At 45.2% G+C, this 16826-nt stretch carries 16 protein-coding genes; 3 read left to right on the top strand and 13 right to left on the bottom strand.

Annotated features, from left to right (window positions below):
- Nucleotides 1-86: 86 nt before the first annotated feature.
- From C3V43_RS14300 to C3V43_RS14270, 7 genes are all read right to left on the bottom strand, one after another.
- Nucleotides 87-656 (bottom strand): sugar O-acetyltransferase, encoded by a 570-nt coding sequence (locus C3V43_RS14300; protein WP_106070627.1) that lies wholly within the window; start codon nt 654-656, stop codon nt 87-89.
- A gap of 188 nt (nt 657-844) precedes the next feature.
- Nucleotides 845-2320 carry an IMP dehydrogenase gene (guaB, locus tag C3V43_RS14295; RefSeq protein WP_106070313.1) on the bottom strand — a complete coding sequence of 492 codons (1476 nt, stop codon included), beginning with the start codon at nt 2318-2320 and terminating at the stop codon, nt 845-847.
- Between the two features lie 102 nt (nt 2321-2422).
- Nucleotides 2423-4606 (bottom strand): DNA helicase RecQ, encoded by a 2184-nt coding sequence (gene recQ / locus C3V43_RS14290; protein WP_106070312.1) that lies wholly within the window; start codon nt 4604-4606, stop codon nt 2423-2425.
- A 168-nt stretch (nt 4607-4774) separates the two neighbouring features.
- Nucleotides 4775-6019 carry an ATP-dependent Clp protease ATP-binding subunit ClpX gene (gene clpX, locus C3V43_RS14285; protein ID WP_106070311.1) on the bottom strand — a complete coding sequence of 415 codons (1245 nt, stop codon included), beginning with the start codon at nt 6017-6019 and terminating at the stop codon, nt 4775-4777.
- 2 nt (nt 6020-6021) lie between these two features.
- Entirely contained in the window at nt 6022-6684 is a 663-nt protein-coding gene (clpP, locus tag C3V43_RS14280) for an ATP-dependent Clp endopeptidase proteolytic subunit ClpP (RefSeq protein WP_106070310.1), read from the bottom strand.
- Between the two features lie 131 nt (nt 6685-6815).
- Entirely contained in the window at nt 6816-8171 is a 1356-nt protein-coding gene (tig, locus tag C3V43_RS14275) for a trigger factor (RefSeq protein WP_106070309.1), read from the bottom strand.
- A 243-nt stretch (nt 8172-8414) separates the two neighbouring features.
- Complete coding sequence (locus tag C3V43_RS14270; RefSeq protein WP_125239715.1) at nt 8415-8708, bottom strand: hypothetical protein; 294 nt, start codon at nt 8706-8708, stop codon at nt 8415-8417.
- A 198-nt stretch (nt 8709-8906) separates the two neighbouring features.
- Here C3V43_RS14270 and C3V43_RS14265 point away from each other — a divergent pair, with 198 nt between their 5' ends.
- Entirely contained in the window at nt 8907-9155 is a 249-nt protein-coding gene (locus C3V43_RS14265) for an RNA-binding regulator (RefSeq protein WP_106070626.1), read from the top strand.
- 84 nt (nt 9156-9239) lie between these two features.
- Here C3V43_RS14265 and lptB read toward each other — a convergent pair whose 3' ends face one another.
- Nucleotides 9240-9992 carry an LPS export ABC transporter ATP-binding protein gene (lptB, locus tag C3V43_RS14260; RefSeq protein ID WP_106070625.1) on the bottom strand — a complete coding sequence of 251 codons (753 nt, stop codon included), beginning with the start codon at nt 9990-9992 and terminating at the stop codon, nt 9240-9242.
- Between the two features lie 169 nt (nt 9993-10161).
- Between lptB and C3V43_RS14255 the strand changes: the two genes are divergently transcribed.
- A complete protein-coding gene (locus C3V43_RS14255) occupies nt 10162-10905 on the top strand; it encodes an MlaE family ABC transporter permease (RefSeq protein WP_106070307.1) in 744 nt (247 codons plus the stop codon).
- The gene (locus C3V43_RS14250; RefSeq protein ID WP_106070306.1) at nt 10902-11672 is read left to right on the top strand and encodes an ABC transporter ATP-binding protein; all 771 of its coding nucleotides are present in this window, start codon (nt 10902-10904) and stop codon (nt 11670-11672) included. Before C3V43_RS14255 ends, C3V43_RS14250 begins: the two co-directional genes overlap by 4 nt.
- A gap of 512 nt (nt 11673-12184) precedes the next feature.
- Here C3V43_RS14250 and der read toward each other — a convergent pair.
- From der to C3V43_RS14225, 5 genes are all read right to left on the bottom strand, one after another.
- The gene (gene der / locus C3V43_RS14245) at nt 12185-13498 is read right to left on the bottom strand and encodes a ribosome biogenesis GTPase Der (protein WP_106070305.1); all 1314 of its coding nucleotides are present in this window, start codon (nt 13496-13498) and stop codon (nt 12185-12187) included.
- A 49-nt stretch (nt 13499-13547) separates the two neighbouring features.
- Nucleotides 13548-14429 carry a GTPase Era gene (gene era, locus C3V43_RS14240; protein ID WP_106070304.1) on the bottom strand — a complete coding sequence of 294 codons (882 nt, stop codon included), beginning with the start codon at nt 14427-14429 and terminating at the stop codon, nt 13548-13550.
- Between the two features lie 91 nt (nt 14430-14520).
- Nucleotides 14521-15522 carry a beta-ketoacyl-ACP synthase III gene (locus C3V43_RS14235; RefSeq protein ID WP_106070303.1) on the bottom strand — a complete coding sequence of 334 codons (1002 nt, stop codon included), beginning with the start codon at nt 15520-15522 and terminating at the stop codon, nt 14521-14523.
- A gap of 205 nt (nt 15523-15727) precedes the next feature.
- A complete protein-coding gene (gene rpmF / locus C3V43_RS14230; protein ID WP_002562387.1) occupies nt 15728-15913 on the bottom strand; it encodes a 50S ribosomal protein L32 in 186 nt (61 codons plus the stop codon).
- Between the two features lie 12 nt (nt 15914-15925).
- Nucleotides 15926-16504 (bottom strand): YceD family protein, encoded by a 579-nt coding sequence (locus tag C3V43_RS14225; RefSeq protein WP_106070624.1) that lies wholly within the window; start codon nt 16502-16504, stop codon nt 15926-15928.
- Nucleotides 16505-16826: the final 322 nt, after the last annotated feature.

Here is a 16826-nt window from a genome sequence, read left to right as displayed (position 1 = left end):
AGCTTATTTTGACACTACCAAAACTTTTGCGCTCTATTTTGAAACTTTTTTTTCACATATTCTCACTCATTCTGTTTTTCAAGCAGTTAGCGAACTCTCTTTGACGCTTGGTTTGTCCGAATAACTTTGGCAGGATTACCAACAGCAACACTGTCAGATGGTATATCTTTCACCACCACACTACCGGCACCGATAATACAACGATCGCCAATCGTCACACCCGGACACAAAATGGCACCACCACCAATCCAGCAGTCTTCGCCTATCGTCACCGGATAAGCATACTCTTTTTCCATACGACGCTCCATGTAATCCATTGGATGATGAGGAGTGTATATTTGCACACAAGGACCTACCAACGTATGAGTTCCTATCGTGATATACCCTCCGTCCAGAAAGGTACAATTGGCATTGATGAAGACATGCTCCCCCAAGCGAATCCCGTCTCCATGATCGCAATGAAACGGTGGACAGATAAGAGAAGTAGCAGGAATACCCGGCACCAGTTCTTCTAACACATCTCGATAGGCATCATCATAAATACTCATCATACGCATCCTTGCCAACAATCTCTTGGCATGCTCAAACTTCACCTGAATCTCCGGAGCAGACATGTCCGCCAACCGGGAACTACGCATTTTTTCTACCTCATTCATAAAACCCTTCATTTGCATATTATCAAACAAAGATATATGATAACCTTGAGTTTTCACATTAGGATCATAAAAAATCGAACAGACTCCCAAGGTTAAGCAGACCTCTCGGAAATCTGTTCGATTTTTTATGATATGCTCTCTTAATATTTAGAACTTAAGAAACACACCTTCATATATCTCAGCCCGTCTTATTCAGGACGACTGTAGTTCGGCGCCTCGCTGGTGATGGAAACATCATGCGGATGGCTCTCCAACACACCCGCGTTGGTAATGCGAGTGAATTTAGCATCATGCAGCTGCTCGATATCGGCAGCACCGCAATAACCCATACCGGCACGCAGACCTCCAACCAACTGATAGATTACCTCGTACAAGGTTCCTTTATAAGGTACACGAGCAGCAATACCTTCCGGAACCAATTTCTTCACATCATTTGTACCACTTTGGAAATAACGGTCTTTAGAACCATGCTCCATCGCTTCCAAAGAACCCATGCCCCGATAGGATTTGAATTTACGGCCATTAAAGATTATCGTTTCGCCCGGCGATTCTTCCGTTCCGGCAACCAGCGAACCAATCATCACGCTATAACCACCGGCGGCCAGAGCTTTCACCACATCGCCGGAATAGCGCAAACCGCCATCGGCTATCAAAGGAATGCCTGTGCCCTTCAAGGCTTTTGCCACATCATATACGGCCGACAACTGCGGCACGCCTACACCGGCAACCACACGGGTTGTACAAATAGAACCCGGACCAATGCCCACTTTCACCCCATCGGCACCGGCCTCGACCAATGCCCTTGCCGCTTCACCGGTAGCAATATTGCCTACCACGATATCAATATTCGGAAAACGTTTCTTGGCCTCTTTCAATTTTTCAATCACAAACTTGGAGTGCCCGTGAGCCGTGTCAATTACAATAGCATCTGCCCCTGCATCCACAAGAGCCTGCATACGCCCCAACGTATCATTCGTCACCCCCACTCCGGCAGCAACCCGAAGACGGCCTTTGCTATCCTTGCAAGCCATCGGCTTATCTTTGGCCTTGGTAATGTCTTTATAAGTAATCAGCCCTACTAATTTGTTGTCTTTATCAACAACCGGAAGCTTTTCTATTTTATGTTCCTGCAAAATTTGCGCAGCAGCTTCCAAATCCGTAGTCTGATTGGTGGTAACGATGTTCTCCTTTGTCATTACTTCATCGATACGCTTGTTCAGTTCCCTCTCAAAACGAAGATCACGGTTGGTAACAATTCCCACCAGATACCCCTCATCATCCACAACCGGGATACCACCGATCTTGTATTCACTCATCAGAGCCAAAGCGTCAGAAACGGTAGATCCCCTCTTGATAGTTACCGGATCGTAAATCATGCCGTTTTCCGCACGCTTCACGATAGCAACCTGACGTGCTTGTTCCTCAATGGACATATTTTTATGGATAACTCCGATACCGCCTTCGCGGGCAATGGCGATGGCCATTTTCGCTTCGGTAACCGTATCCATTGCAGCAGTTACAAACGGAATTTTCAACTCAATGTTGCGTGAAAACTTAGTCGAGAGTTCGACTGTTTTGGGAAGGACTTCAGAATAAGCGGGAATTAACAATACATCATCGTACGTCAACCCATCCATTACAATCTTATCAGCAATAAATGACATAGGGCTATGCGTTTAAAATTTATTGCGTGCAAATATACGGTTTTTATTCCATTCCGTATATCTGCACGCAATAAATTTTCTTTCTCCGACCAACAAAAACAATCAGTTCGCCATCTCTGAAATAAACTTGATACGCACCAGACGAACTTCTTCTTCCGTAAAGTCATCGCCCAATTCATCCAAGGCGTCATCAATCTTGTCGGTAGTAGACTCCTTGAAGTAATCATAGATATCAAGCATGTGATCTTCGTCCATGATGTCCTCCAAAAAGTAGTCGATGTTCAGTTTGGTCCCCGAATAAACAATCGCCTCTATTTCATCCAGCAGTTCCTCAAATTCAATGCCCTTCGACATGGCAATATCATCCAATGCTACTTTGCGGTCGATGGCCTGAATAATGGCCACTTTCATTTTCGACTTATTGGCTACGGTACGCACGCGCAAGTCTTCCGGACGTTCTATCTCATTTTCTTCGCAATGACGTTTTATCAGTTTGCAGAACTCTTCGCCGTAGCGTTTGGCCTTGCCGGCTCCCACACCGGGAATGTTTTGCAATTCATCCAATGTCACCGGGTAGATCGTAGCCATTGCCTCCAAAGAGGGGTCTTGGAAGATGACATAAGGCGGCACTTCCAACTTCTTGGACAGTTTCTTGCGCAGGTCTTTCAGCATGGAATACAATGTAGGGTCTACGGCACACGTGCCCCCTCCGCGTGCAGGTGCTTCTTCCTCAGCCTCTTCAAAATCATTGTCTTCCACAATCTTGAACGACTTGGGATGTTTGAGGAATTTCCTACCATCCTCCGTCACTTTCAGCAAGCCGTAGTTTTCAACATCTTTACTTAAATAACCAGCAATGAGAGCTTGGCGAATTACAGCATTCCACGTTTTATCCTCTTCGCCCATACCGGAGCCGAACACTTCGAGTTCCTCGTGCAGATGAGCCTGCACCTCCGACGTTTCCCTGCCTTGTATAACATCTATAATATAGTCCGCTTTAAAATTTTCTTTTACCGAGAGAACCGTTTCAATCACGGTACATAATAATTCTTGGGCTTCCACTTGTTTTTTGGGGTTTAAACAGTTGTCACAATTACCACAATTATCCTCCGTATATTCTTCACCGAAATAATGAAGCAATGCCTTCCGGCGACATACGGAAGATTCGGCATACGCAGCCGTTTCCAGCAGAAGCTGCCTGCCTATTTCCTGCTCTGCAACAGGCTTCCCTTGCATAAACTTTTCGAGTTTCTGCAAATCCTTATTGGTATAAAAAGTAATACACTGTCCTTCTCCTCCATCTCTTCCGGCACGTCCCGTCTCCTGATAATATCCTTCCAGGCTCTTGGGGATATCGTAATGGATGACATAACGCACATCAGGCTTATCGATTCCCATGCCAAAGGCGATGGTAGCCACAATCACATCGGTCTTCTCCATCAAGAAGTCATCTTGATTCTGTGTTCGCGTGGCAGAGTCCATTCCGGCATGATAGGCACGGGCATTGATTCCGTTCGCCTGTAAAATTTCAGCAAGTTCCTCCACCTTCTTCCGGCTCAGACAATAAATGATGCCGGACTTTTCGGGATTGTTCTTGATGAACTTGATGATATCCTTATCTACGTTTGCCGTCTTAGAACGCACCTCATAATAGAGGTTCGGACGATTGAAGGACGACTTGAACACTTGCGCTTCCACCATACCCAGGTTCTTCTGAATATCGTGCTGCACTTTAGGTGTGGCCGTCGCAGTCAGTGCAATCAGCGGAGCTTTTCCTATTTCATTGATGATAGGACGGATACGGCGATATTCAGGACGGAAATCATGTCCCCACTCGGAAATACAGTGGGCTTCGTCTACGGCATAGAACGATATCTTTACCGTCTTCAAGAACTCCACATTCTCTTCTTTCGTCAGAGACTCCGGAGCCACATACAACAGTTTTGTCTTACCGCCGAGAATGTCTGCCTTGACTTGATCTATCGCACTTTTATTAAGGGAAGAGTTGATAAAATGAGCCACTCCGTCTTCTTCACTGAAATTACGCATCGCATCGACCTGATTTTTCATCAGAGCTATCAAAGGAGAAATCACGATGGCCGTGCCTTCCATTAATAAGGAAGGCAGCTGGTAGCACAAAGATTTTCCTCCACCGGTAGGCATCAGCACAAAAGTGTCGTTGCCTGCCAGCAGATTCTCCATTATTGCTTCCTGATTTCCTTTAAATGCGTCGAATCCGAAGTATTTCTTCAGCTGGTCTGTCAAATTAGTCTTCTTCCCTGCCATGATTCATTAGGTTGTTGTTATTGGGTTACTTCTAAGCAGACTTCGTGTACTTCTACACGAAGAATCCTAACAAAGTTAAAAACAACTTCTTAAATTTCAAGCATAATCCGCCGAATATTTTTCCATAAAAAGATAAAAGCTTGTCGCTTCTCGCATTACTTTCTGATTTTAAGCACTTTGAAGTTTCGCAATATTCGACTTTTCCAACTGATGCTTGGCATAATCCAACGTCACAACAAAGCTTTCTTTGTGATCTGACGGAATCTCGAACATGGCATCCATCATGATAGTCTCCACAATAGAGCGTAAACCACGGGCACCCAACTTGTATTCTACAGCCTTATCCACAACATATTCGAAGACTGCATCTTCAAAAGTGAGCTTCACGTTGTCCATCTCGAACAATTTTATATACTGCTTGACGATTGAGTTCTTGGGTTCCGTAAGGATGGCACGCAATGCAGAACGGTCCAAAGGATTAAGATAAGTCAATACCGGAAGACGACCGATGATTTCGGGTATCAAGCCAAACGACTTCAAATCCTGCGGAGCAATGTACTGCATCATATTGCTTTTGTCTATGACGGCAGTATTGCGCGCAGCATTATATCCCACCACATGGGTGTTCAGTCTTTGGGCTATTTTCTTCTCGATACCATCGAAAGCTCCGCCGCAAATAAACAGGATGTTCTTTGTATTGACCGGAATCATCTTCTGGTCAGGATGTTTACGACCGCCTTGAGGAGGAACGTTTACAACAGAGCCTTCCAGCAATTTCAACAATCCTTGCTGCACACCTTCGCCGCTCACGTCACGGGTGATGGAAGGATTATCGCCTTTGCGGGCTATCTTGTCTATCTCATCGATAAATACAATTCCCTGTTCGGCTTCGGGCACATTGTAGTCGGCTACTTGCAGCAAACGCGTCAGTATGCTTTCGATGTCCTCGCCCACGTAGCCTGCCTCGGTCAACACCGTTGCATCAACAATGGTGAAAGGCACATGCAGCAGCTTGGCAATAGTACGTGCCAACAACGTTTTTCCGGTACCGGTACTACCCACCATGATAATGTTGGATTTCTCAATCTCCACATCATCCCCACCGGCTTTCTGCAACAAGCGTTTATAATGATTGTATACTGATACCGACAAAAAACGCTTGGCATCGTCCTGTCCTATCACATACTGATCGAGGAAATTCTTAATCTCTATGGGTTTAGGGAGTTCTTTCAGATTCAACTTCGTGGCGCCTCCTTTTTTGTTTGCCCCCAAAGCCTCCTGAGTGATTTCATAGGCTTGAGTGGCACAACTGTCACAGATATAGCCGTTCAACCCCGTAATGAGGAAGCCGACTTCATCTTCCGAACGCCCGCAGAAGCTACATCTATTTTTATTCCTTTTTGAATCTGCCATATTTATTTTTTTATCAATACCTCATCCACCATACCATATTCCTTGGCCTCCTGAGCGGTCATCCAATAGTCGCGGTCAGAATCCGCCCACACTTTATCAAAAGGAGTATGAGAATGGTCGGCGATAATAGTATAAAGTTCTTTCTTCAGCTTCTGGATTTCACGCGCCGTGATTTCGATATCCGAAGCTTGTCCTTGTGCGCCGCCCATCGGCTGATGTATCATCACACGCGAATGTGTCAGGGCCGAACGTTTCTTCTCTGCACCTGCCACCAGCAATACGGCCGCCATGCTTGCCGCCATGCCCGTGCAGATGGTAGCCACATCGCTGCTGATAAACTGCATGGTATCGTAAATGCCCAAGCCGGCGTATACCGAACCGCCCGGCGAGTTGATATAAATAGAGATGTCTTTACCCGGCTCCACGGAATCCAAGTAAAGCAACTGAGCCTGCAACGTATTGGCTGTATAGTCGTCTATTTGAGTACCGAGAAAGATGATACGGTCCATCATCAGGCGGGAGAATACATCCAACTGGGTAACGTTAAGTTGACGTTCTTCAAGGATATAAGGATTCAGATAGCCGGCTTGCGACTTTATCACATCGTCCAACACCAAGCTGTTCATGCCTAAGTGTTTAGTTGCATATTTCTTAAAATCATCCATTTCTTTCTGTTTTTTTATTGATATAAAGTGCAAAGTAACAAAAAAGAGCACAGAGACACAAAAAAACACAGAGTTATAGTTTGTCAAACTCTGTGTTTCTTTATAAAATATAGCCGTAAGGCTATCGAATATTATTCGAACATCTTGTTGAATTCTTCGGCAGAGACGGCTTTATTGTTCAATTTAACCTGAGTCTTCAATGCTGCGGCCAGTTTGGCTTCGACCACACGGTTCACCAAGCCTTCCACACTTTCTTTCTTCTTCAGCATCTCCTTGGAATAGTTCTCTATAATCTCTTCGGGCACGCTCATCATGCCGTATTGGGCAAACTGTGCGCGAGTGGCTTCCTTAGCCATTTCGACAATGTCGTCCTGCTCAACCTTGATGTCATTGGCTTTCACCAACTGCTCCTTTATCAAGTGCCAAGTCAACTCCTCGATGCTCTTGTCGTAGTTGTCCTCTACGAACTTTTCATCTTTATCGGGATTGTTCAAGCGCATGATGCGTTTCAGCAGCGCATCGGGGAACTCCAATTTGCCAACTTTCTCCATCAACATCTTGCGTGCATCGATCAGGAATTTATAGTCGCTATCGGCCACAAACTGTTTGGCAACTACTTCTTTTACTTTAGCACGGAACTCTTCTTCGCTCTTCACCGTATCTTTGCCAAAGACTTGGTCGAAGATTTCCTGATCCAAATCGCCCGGAACGAAACGAGTAATCTCCTCGATCTGGTAGCTGAAATTCGATTTCATTTCGGTTGCAGCCTCTTTCTCAATATCCAACAAAGAAGCTAGTTCTGCTGCATTGCCATCCCAAGCAGTGTGAGGATTGAACACAAGTACGTCGTTCACCTTTGCACCGGCGAAAATGGCTTTCTGCTCGTCGTTCTTCATGTACGAGGGCATCATCACGGCGCCTTCCACCTGAATGCCGCCTTCTTTCGTGTTGCCGTTCTCGTCCAGTTCGGCAAGCAAGCCTTTCAGCATGTCGTTGTCTTCATAAGCGTCTGCCTTATCATACTTGCCGTTACGTTGAGTGTAAGCCTTCACTTGGTTGTCCACCATTTCGTCGGTCACTTCAATCTCGTAATAGTCCACTACGTCTTTAGCGCTGACTTCGGCTTTGAACTCAGGTGCCAGAGCGATGTCGAACAAGAATTCGAATTCTTCCATCGTATCGAAATCAATCTCCTTCTGCTTGTCTTCGTTAGGCAGAGGCTCGCCCAATATGTCAACCTTATTGTCTTGTATATACTTATATACTGTTTCGGACAGCACTTTATTCACTTCTTCGGCCAATACAGCCTTGCCGTACATCTTCTTAACCAGACTCATGGGCACCATTCCTTTACGGAAGCCGGGAATCTGCGCCTTCTGACGGAATGTCTTCAAAGACTTGTCCACTTTTTCCTGATAATCGGCTTTCTCAAGCTTCACAGTAAGCAGCGCGCTTACTTTGTCAATGTTTTGTAATGAAACGTTCATTCTGACAATTATTTATTTGATTTATACTTTGTTCCACATCTCAAATGAGCGTGCAAAATTAGCGTTATTCTTTCAAATATCAAAAGACATTGCCGAATTATTTCTTTTACAAGGACATTCCTTAATCCGTGAAAGAATCCTGCCAGAAATTTGAAACATACCGTGCGCACATCTGTTCGCACGGTGCGAATACTTATCCGCAAGCTGCGGATTTGTGTCCGCACGGCGCGAACAGAGTTCGGTTCAGGCAGTAAACAGGTTTGCTCCTTGCCACGCACGGCTTCTCTCCTTGCTTTTACGGCGTTTATCCCTTGTGTTCAAGGCGCAAACCCATAGCGTACGCACCGCAGGCTGCTTGTAGATATTGACGGAACCGCCTCTTTCTTGGCAGAGGGCGAATGTCCCTCCGGCCAAGGTATTCTTCCGGTTTATGTCCGTTCTCAACAACACTGCGGCACAGACATTCAGCCGGCACGAAGCGCCTTTCGGCCTCCCGTCCTTCCCCGTGCCTGAAAGAAAATGTAAAATAAATAGCAAAAAGAGTTGTAAATCCGAATATTATGCGTTTCTTTGTCGCGGATTGAAGGCATTTTAGTTTTCTCGATTTCTATTGCATAGTTTTTACTCCGTTTCAAGAAACGCTTTTGTAAACTCTCTGTCGTTGTAATCTTTTTGATTATTCAGCCTTCTTTCCAAGAGAGTTTTATTCATTTATTTATTTTTATCATTTTCATTATGAACATTTATGTTGGAAACCTTAACTACCGCGTTAAGGAGAGTGACCTTCAGAAAGCCATGGAAGATTACGGCACGGTAACTTCTGTAAAATTTATCAACGACCGCGCGACCGGACGTTTCAGAGGCATTGCTTTTGTAGAAATGGAAGACAGCGCCGCTGCCGCCAAAGCTATTGCCGAACTTGACGGAGCCGAATTCTTCGGACGCCAGATGGTAGTGAAAGAAGCAAGACCTCCGAAATATTAATCATAGCAGATTCAGGAGAAATAAAAAAAGACCGCTTCAATGAGGCGGTCTTTTTTTATCGGCAATATTCCGTGGCTTGGTGCATCACTTCATAAAATCCTTGCGGCGAAGCACGAAACTGTTACTCAGGTATTTTTCGCGCACAATCTTATTTTCGGCCAACTCTTCGGGCGTGCCTTGAAACAATATCTTACCTTCGAACAGAAGGTAGGCACGATCGGTAATACTCAAGGTTTCCTGCACGTTGTGGTCGGTAATCAATATACCTATATTCTTGTCTTTCAGTTTCCATACAATCTGCTGGATGTCTTCCACAGCAATGGGGTCTACACCGGCAAAAGGTTCGTCGAGCATGATGAACTTCGGGTCGATGGCCAGACAACGGGCAATCTCCGTACGTCGCCGTTCGCCACCCGACAGTTGGTTTCCTTTATTCTTCCTCACCTTCTGAAGACGGAATTCGGCAATCAGACTCTCCAGCTTGTCTTTCTGATACTCCAACGGCTTGTCCGTCATCTCCAGCACAGATGTGATGTTGTCTTCCACACTCATCTGACGGAAGACGGAGGCCTCTTGTGCCAGATAGCCGATGCCCGTCTGCGCCCGTTTATACACCGGATAGTTCGTAATCTCCAGATCATTCAGGAAGATGCGCCCCTCGTTCGGAGTAATCAATCCCACGGTCATATAGAAAGAGGTCGTCTTGCCGGCGCCGTTAGGACCTAACAGCCCGACAATCTCGCCCTGCTTCACGTTGATGGATACATGGTTCACCACAGTACGCTTTCCGTACTTCTTCACCAAGTCTTCCGTACGCAGCACCATCTTCTCGTCCATCGCGCCTGCATCGGCAGAAGCGGTTATCGGCTCTGTGTGCAGAATTTCCTTAACTTCCCCTACATTGTCCTTTATGCCTTTTTCTTCTTCCATACTCTAAAGGTTTTCGCCGCAAATGTAGCAAAAATAAGCTGAAATAGTGTACATTTGCACTCAAATACTTAAAGTTATGTTCAAAGCACTCAAGACAGTAGGCAGATACATCATGCTGATGGGACGCGTGTTTGCCCGACCCGAACGCATGCGCATGTTTTTCCGCCAATACGTCAACGAACTGGAGCAGCTCGGTGTCAACTCCATCGGCATCGTATTGCTGATATCGTTCTTCATCGGGGCTGTAATCACCATACAAATAAAGCTGAATATAGAAAGCCCTTTCATGCCCCGGTGGACGGTGGGATACGTCACCCGCGAAATCATGCTGCTGGAGTTTTCGTCCTCCATCATGTGCCTGATTCTGGCCGGCAAGGTAGGCTCGAACATAGCCTCGGAACTGGGCACCATGCGAGTGACCCAACAGATAGACGCCCTTGAGATTATGGGCGTCAATTCTGCCAACTACCTGATTCTGCCCAAAATCATCGCCATGGTGACCACTATCCCATTGATGGTGACATTCAGCATATTCTCCGGCGTCATAGGAGCTTTCTGCACCTGCTGGTTCGGCGGCATCATGTCGGCCGTAGACTTGGAATATGGCCTGCAATATATGTTTGTCGAATGGTTCATTTGGTGCAGCATCATCAAGTCCTTGTTTTTTGCATTCATCATAGCCAGTGTATCGGCTTTCTTCGGCTACACGGTCGAAGGAGGCTCCATCGAGGTAGGAAAGGCTTCTACCGACTCCGTCGTGTGCAGTAGCGTACTCATCCTATTTGCCGACCTGATATTAACTCAACTTTTAATGGGATGATTGAACTTAAAGGATTATGCAAGTCATTTGATGAGAAAGAGGTGCTGAAAGACATCAACGCCACTTTCGAGAATGGGAAGACCAACCTGATCATCGGGCAAAGCGGCTCAGGAAAAACCGTACTGATGAAATGTATCGTAGGTTTGCTGACTCCGGAAAAAGGAGAACTGCTATACGACAACCGCAACTTCCTGGCTATGGGCAAAAAAGAAAAGAAAATGCTCCGACGGGAAATGGGAATGATTTTTCAGAGCGCTGCCCTGTTCGACTCCATAACGGTATTGGACAACGTGATGTTTCCGCTCAACATGTTCAGCAACGATACGCTGCGCGACCGTACCCGCCGTGCCATGTTCTGCCTGGAGCGTGTCAATCTGCTCGAGGCCAAAGATAAATTCCCCGGAGAAATCAGCGGAGGCATGCAGAAGCGAGTAGCCATTGCCCGTGCCATCGCCCTGAATCCTCAATACCTCTTTTGCGATGAACCGAACTCCGGTCTGGATCCCAAAACCTCCATCGTGATTGACGAGCTGATACAAGACATCACCAAAGAGTACAACATGACCACGCTCATCAATACCCATGACATGAACTCCGTAATGGGAATCGGAGAGAAGATCATCTACATTTACGAAGGGCACAAAGAGTGGGAAGGCAACAAAGACGTCATATTCACTTCCACCAACAAACGCCTGAACAACTTTATCTTTGCCTCCGATTTATTCCGTAAAGTAAGAGAAGTGGAAAGGCAGAATATCGAAGGGTAAAAGGAACACAAAAACAAGTGTTGTACCACTCTCCCATCTGCCTTCTTATATACTGCGGGCATACCTCCTCCAACGTGTGGGCTCATCTTCCCTAAAGTGCGGGGTCAGCTCCTTTAAAGTGTGAGCATACGCTCCGCCAAGTGCGGGATTACAATCGCGCAAGTGAGAGCTTACAGTACGACTTAGGTCAAACTTACAGTGCGGCAACAGTCGAACTTACAGTACGGCTTCAGTCGAACTTACAGTACGGCAATAGCCGAACTTACAGGACGGCTTAGGTCGAACTTACAGTGCGACAACAGACGAACTTACAGTTGCACAAGTATAAAACCGGAAATTCTTTGTATCAATAGACAGGACGTTTTACCTGCAGGATTTTCGGGTTATTCCTTTATAAACAGAAAGCCCGAGTGGAGGGAAGCGTAAAAACACAAAATGTGACACGGAGCCTTTTCATGCCGGTTGTCAGGCTTCGTGTCACATTCTGCATACCGCATTTGTCCGGCAATGCTTTATTTCTGCCGGATATAAATATTGACAGGTGTCCCGGTCAGGTTCCACTTTTCACGCATTTTGTTTTCCAAGAATCGCCTGTACGGTTCTTTCACATATTGCGGAAGATTGGCGAAATAAACAAACGAAGGAACTTGCGTATTGGGCAACTGCGTGATGTATTTTATCTTGATGTATTTTCCCTTGATGGAAGGAGGCGGATAAGCCTCGATAAGCGGCAACATCTCCTCATTCAGACGGGCAGTCGGAATACGCGTCATACGGTTTTCATACACATTGCGCGCCTCCTCCAGCACCTTCAGGATGCGTTGCTTCGTCAGTGCCGAAGCAAATATGATGGGAAAATCGACAAACGGCGCCAGACGGTTCCGGATGGCATTTTCAAAAGTCTTCATCACTTTCACGGTCTTGTCTTGCACCAAATCCCATTTATTCACCACAACCACCAATCCTTTGGCATTCTTCTGAATCAAAGAAAAGATATTCAAATCCTGACTCTCGATGCCGCGTGTGGCATCTATCATCAATATACACACATCGGCATTTTCAATGGAACGAATGGAACGTATCACAGAGTAGTACTCCAAATCCTCATTTACCTTGTTTTTCTTGCGGATTCCTGCCGTATCCACCAGATAAAAGTCGAAACCGAACTTATTGTAACGCGTGTAAATGGAGTCGCGGGTCGTTCCGGCTATCTCCGTCACGATATTGCGTTCTTCTCCGATAAAGGCATTCACAATGGATGATTTGCCGGCATTGGGACGTCCCACCACAGCAAAACGAGGAATCTCTTCATCCAATATTTCGTCGGATTCTTTCTTAAAATTACCGACGATAAGGTCCATCAGATCGCCTGTCCCACTACCGGTCACAGCCGAAATACAATAAGGATCACCCAAACCCAAACTATAAAATTCGGGAGCATTGTATCGCAATTCGTTGTTGTCAGTCTTGTTGGCCACCAGCAATACCGGCTTCTTGGCACGACGCAATATGGCAGCCACCTGTTGGTCAAGGTCCGTCACTCCGTTCATCACATCTACCACAAACAGAATAACATCGGCTTCATCCACAGCCATCAACACCTGCTTGCGAATCTCCTTTTCAAAAATATCGTCGGAATTCACTACCCAGCCACCGGTATCCACTACCGAGAACTCGCGCCCCAACCACTCTGTCTTTCCATATTGGCGGTCGCGAGTTGTTCCCGCTTCTTCATTCACAATAGCCTGACGCGTTTTGGTCAGACGATTAAATAACGTAGATTTTCCCACATTGGGACGTCCTACAATTGCAACTAAATTTCCCATAGTTCAACACTCTTGTTTTACGACTGTCACAGTCGCATGAATAAAACTCTTAATCCGGTTGATAACCGAAATTACGCAGTTCCTTATCCGAACTTCTCCAATCTTTGTCAACCTTTACAAACGTCTCCAGAAAAATGGTTTTTCCAAAGAATCTCTCCAAGTCACGGCGTGCCTCGGTAGCCACCTTTTTCAAAGCCCTCCCTTGCTTACCGATTATAATACCTTTTTGCGAATCACGTTCCACGTAGATTACGGCATTGATGTGTATCTTCTTTGCCTCTTCCTTAAACTGCTCCACCGCCACTTCTACCGAATAAGGAATCTCCTTATCGTAGTACAACAAAATCTTTTCGCGAATAATCTCGGTCACGAAAAATCTCGCCGGTTTGTCCGTCCATTGGTCTTTATCGAAATAAGGAGGCGAATCGGGCAAAAGTCCCTTCACCCGCTTCAACACATAATCCACATTGAATTTCGTAGCAGCCGAAAGAGGAATAATCTCCGCCTTTGGCAGCAGCTCCTTCCATGCTTCCACCAATTGCGCCAGTTTTTCCTGATTGCTCAAATCTATTTTATTGATCAGCAGCAACACCGGCACTTCCATGGCAGCAACCTTCTCTACAAAATCATTATGCTTGTCGGGTGTCTCAACCACATCCGTCACATACAGCAACACGTCTGCATCCGTCAATGCCGACGTAGAGAAATTCAGCATAGATTCCTGCAATTTATAGTTTGGTTTCAATACGCCCGGCGTGTCCGAGAACACAATCTGCATGTCATCCGTATTATAGATGCCCATGATCCGATGACGCGTAGTTTGCGCTTTGAAAGTAGCGATAGAGATGCGCTCACCAACCAAAGCATTCATCAATGTAGACTTGCCTACATTGGGATTTCCCACGATATTAACAAAACCTGCCTTATGCATGACGCTTGTTTTTAAATTGAGACAAAAAAACGCATCGAATCGAGATAGGATGCGTTTATTATATTATTTAGACTGAAACTCCATCAGTGCTTCATTTCTTTCCGTCATAGCCCCACTTCACGTACACGGCTCCCCAAGTAAATCCGGCGCCGAATGCCGTAAAAATCAGGTTATCGCCTTTTTTCAGTTTCTCTTCAAAGTCCCAAATACAAAGGGGCAACGTTCCGGCACTCGTATTACCATAACGTTCTATGTTAATCAGAACTTTTTCATGAGGAACCTCCAAGCGGTGTGCCACAGCATCAATGATACGAAGATTAGCTTGATGCGGAATCACCCAATTGATTGTTTCCTTGGTCAAGCCATTCTTTTCAGCAATAGCCGCACTAACGTCCGACATGTTGGAGACAGCATACTTGAACACTGTACGTCCTTCCTGATAGACATAATGCATGTGGTTATCTACTGTAAAATAAGAAGGAGGACAAACAGAACCACCTGCCTTCATATGCAGGAACGGAAGCCCCTTGCCGTCTGTTCTCAAAATCGCATCCATGATACCAACATCTTCTGTCGTCGGTTCCAGCATAAAGGCCGCAGCTCCATCACCGAAAATAGGGCAAGTAGCACGATCGGTATAATCAACCACCGACGACATTTTATCAGCTCCCACAATGATAACCTTCTTATATCTGCCTGAACGGATAAAATTGGCTGCCGTTTCCATCAGATAGAGAAACCCACAACAAGCTGCCTGCAAATCATAAGCAAAGGCATTCTTCAATCTGAGTTTATCACATAAAATGGAAGCCGTAGAGGGGAAGTGATAATCTGGAGTAGAAGTAGCAACGATAACCAAATCAATGTCGTCAGGATCGGCACCTGTACGCTGCATCAGCTGTTTTACAGCCTTACGTGCCATATATGAGCTACCCAATCCTTCCTCATTCAGAATACGCCTTTCCTTTACTCCGATACGAGTCATAATCCATTCATCGTTGGTATCTACCATTTTTGAGATTTCGTCATTCGTTAGAACGTAATCCGGCACATAGCCACCGACTCCTGTAATTACTGCATTTATTTTTTCCATTAAATTCTTGTTTACTTATAAGAGCCAATAGTACTAGCAACCCTTTGTCGGTTTTCTCTCTTTATCCAAAAACCATAGGCTAAACTCATATAGGCTCTAAAACCTTAGAAATAACGGTAGTCCCAAAAGGATTTGTTCATTTTCACATACAAATCCTTTTAGACATTCGGTATTCAAGTATAATTTTTAGTCAAACCAACCGCAATTATACGGCAGCTTCTTTTTCGATAGCAAGCTTACCTCTGTAGTAACCACATGCACCACATACAGTGTGATACACATGCCATTCGCCACAGTTCGGGCAAATAGCCAATGTAGGAGCTACAGCTTTATCATGAGTTCTTCTCTTTGCAGTTCTTGTTTTTGACTGTCTTCTCTTAGGATGTGCCATTTTCGTTAATCTTTAATTGTTATCTAATATTTTCTTTAATTCTTCCCAACGCGGATCAATCTGCGATTCTTCCTCATCATTCATCAGGTTTGTTTCCTCCTCAGAAATAAAGGCTTCCTCGCTCTCGTCATCTGGGGTAGTACGCAGATGTTTGCTCAACTTGCTAGTCATCGTTTTATTACATTTGCCGGGAGCATGTACATGCTTCATCGGTATGGCTAAAGCAACAAACTCGTACATGAACCATGCCACATTGATCTCACCCTCTTCTTCAGGTATCACAATGAGATTATCACCTTCTTCAGCATATTCACGACCAAACTTAACGAGTAACTTGTCTGTTGAGTCAACGGGTTGCTCCATATCTTCCAAACAGCGGTCACATGGTACCCATACCACACCTTCCGTCTGAAAGTTCAATTCAAAAGCGCGAGATGTTCTCTTTACAAGCAACACCACGTTCACTTTGCCTTTCTGAACCTCCGGTCCATCAATATTGGCAAAGAAAAGGTTATCCAACACGAACTCATACTTGCATGTATCCGTCCGCATTCCTTTTAGGTCTATTTTGTATTTATCAAACTTTCCCAAAGCTCCTCCCATTTATTCGGGCGACAAAGATACAAATAATTATCCTGATTATGTAGTGTTTAGAATAAAATCTTCTTTCATATATTGTTTTTATCCCCAATTCAGCACCCATGCACCAGTAAAGGAAGCTATAAGGAACCTGAATTCCCAGGCTCTCCCTGTCACCGGACTATCCAAAAGGAATAAAAGCGGAAAGCCCCTCCATCCGTATTAAATACGTATATTTTCCTTTTTATCAGATTGCTGCCAAAAATACGAAAATCAATTCAATATTAGATGGTAAGAAAGGAAGAAAAGTTTGTCGTTTTTTAAAAAAACAGCA

This window comes from Prevotella heparinolytica, assembly GCF_002998535.1.
GTDB classification, from domain to species: Bacteria; Bacteroidota; Bacteroidia; order Bacteroidales; family Bacteroidaceae; genus Bacteroides; species Bacteroides heparinolyticus.
Note: the sequence above shows the minus strand (reverse complement) of the source record. Positions and strands in the feature narration are given on the sequence as shown.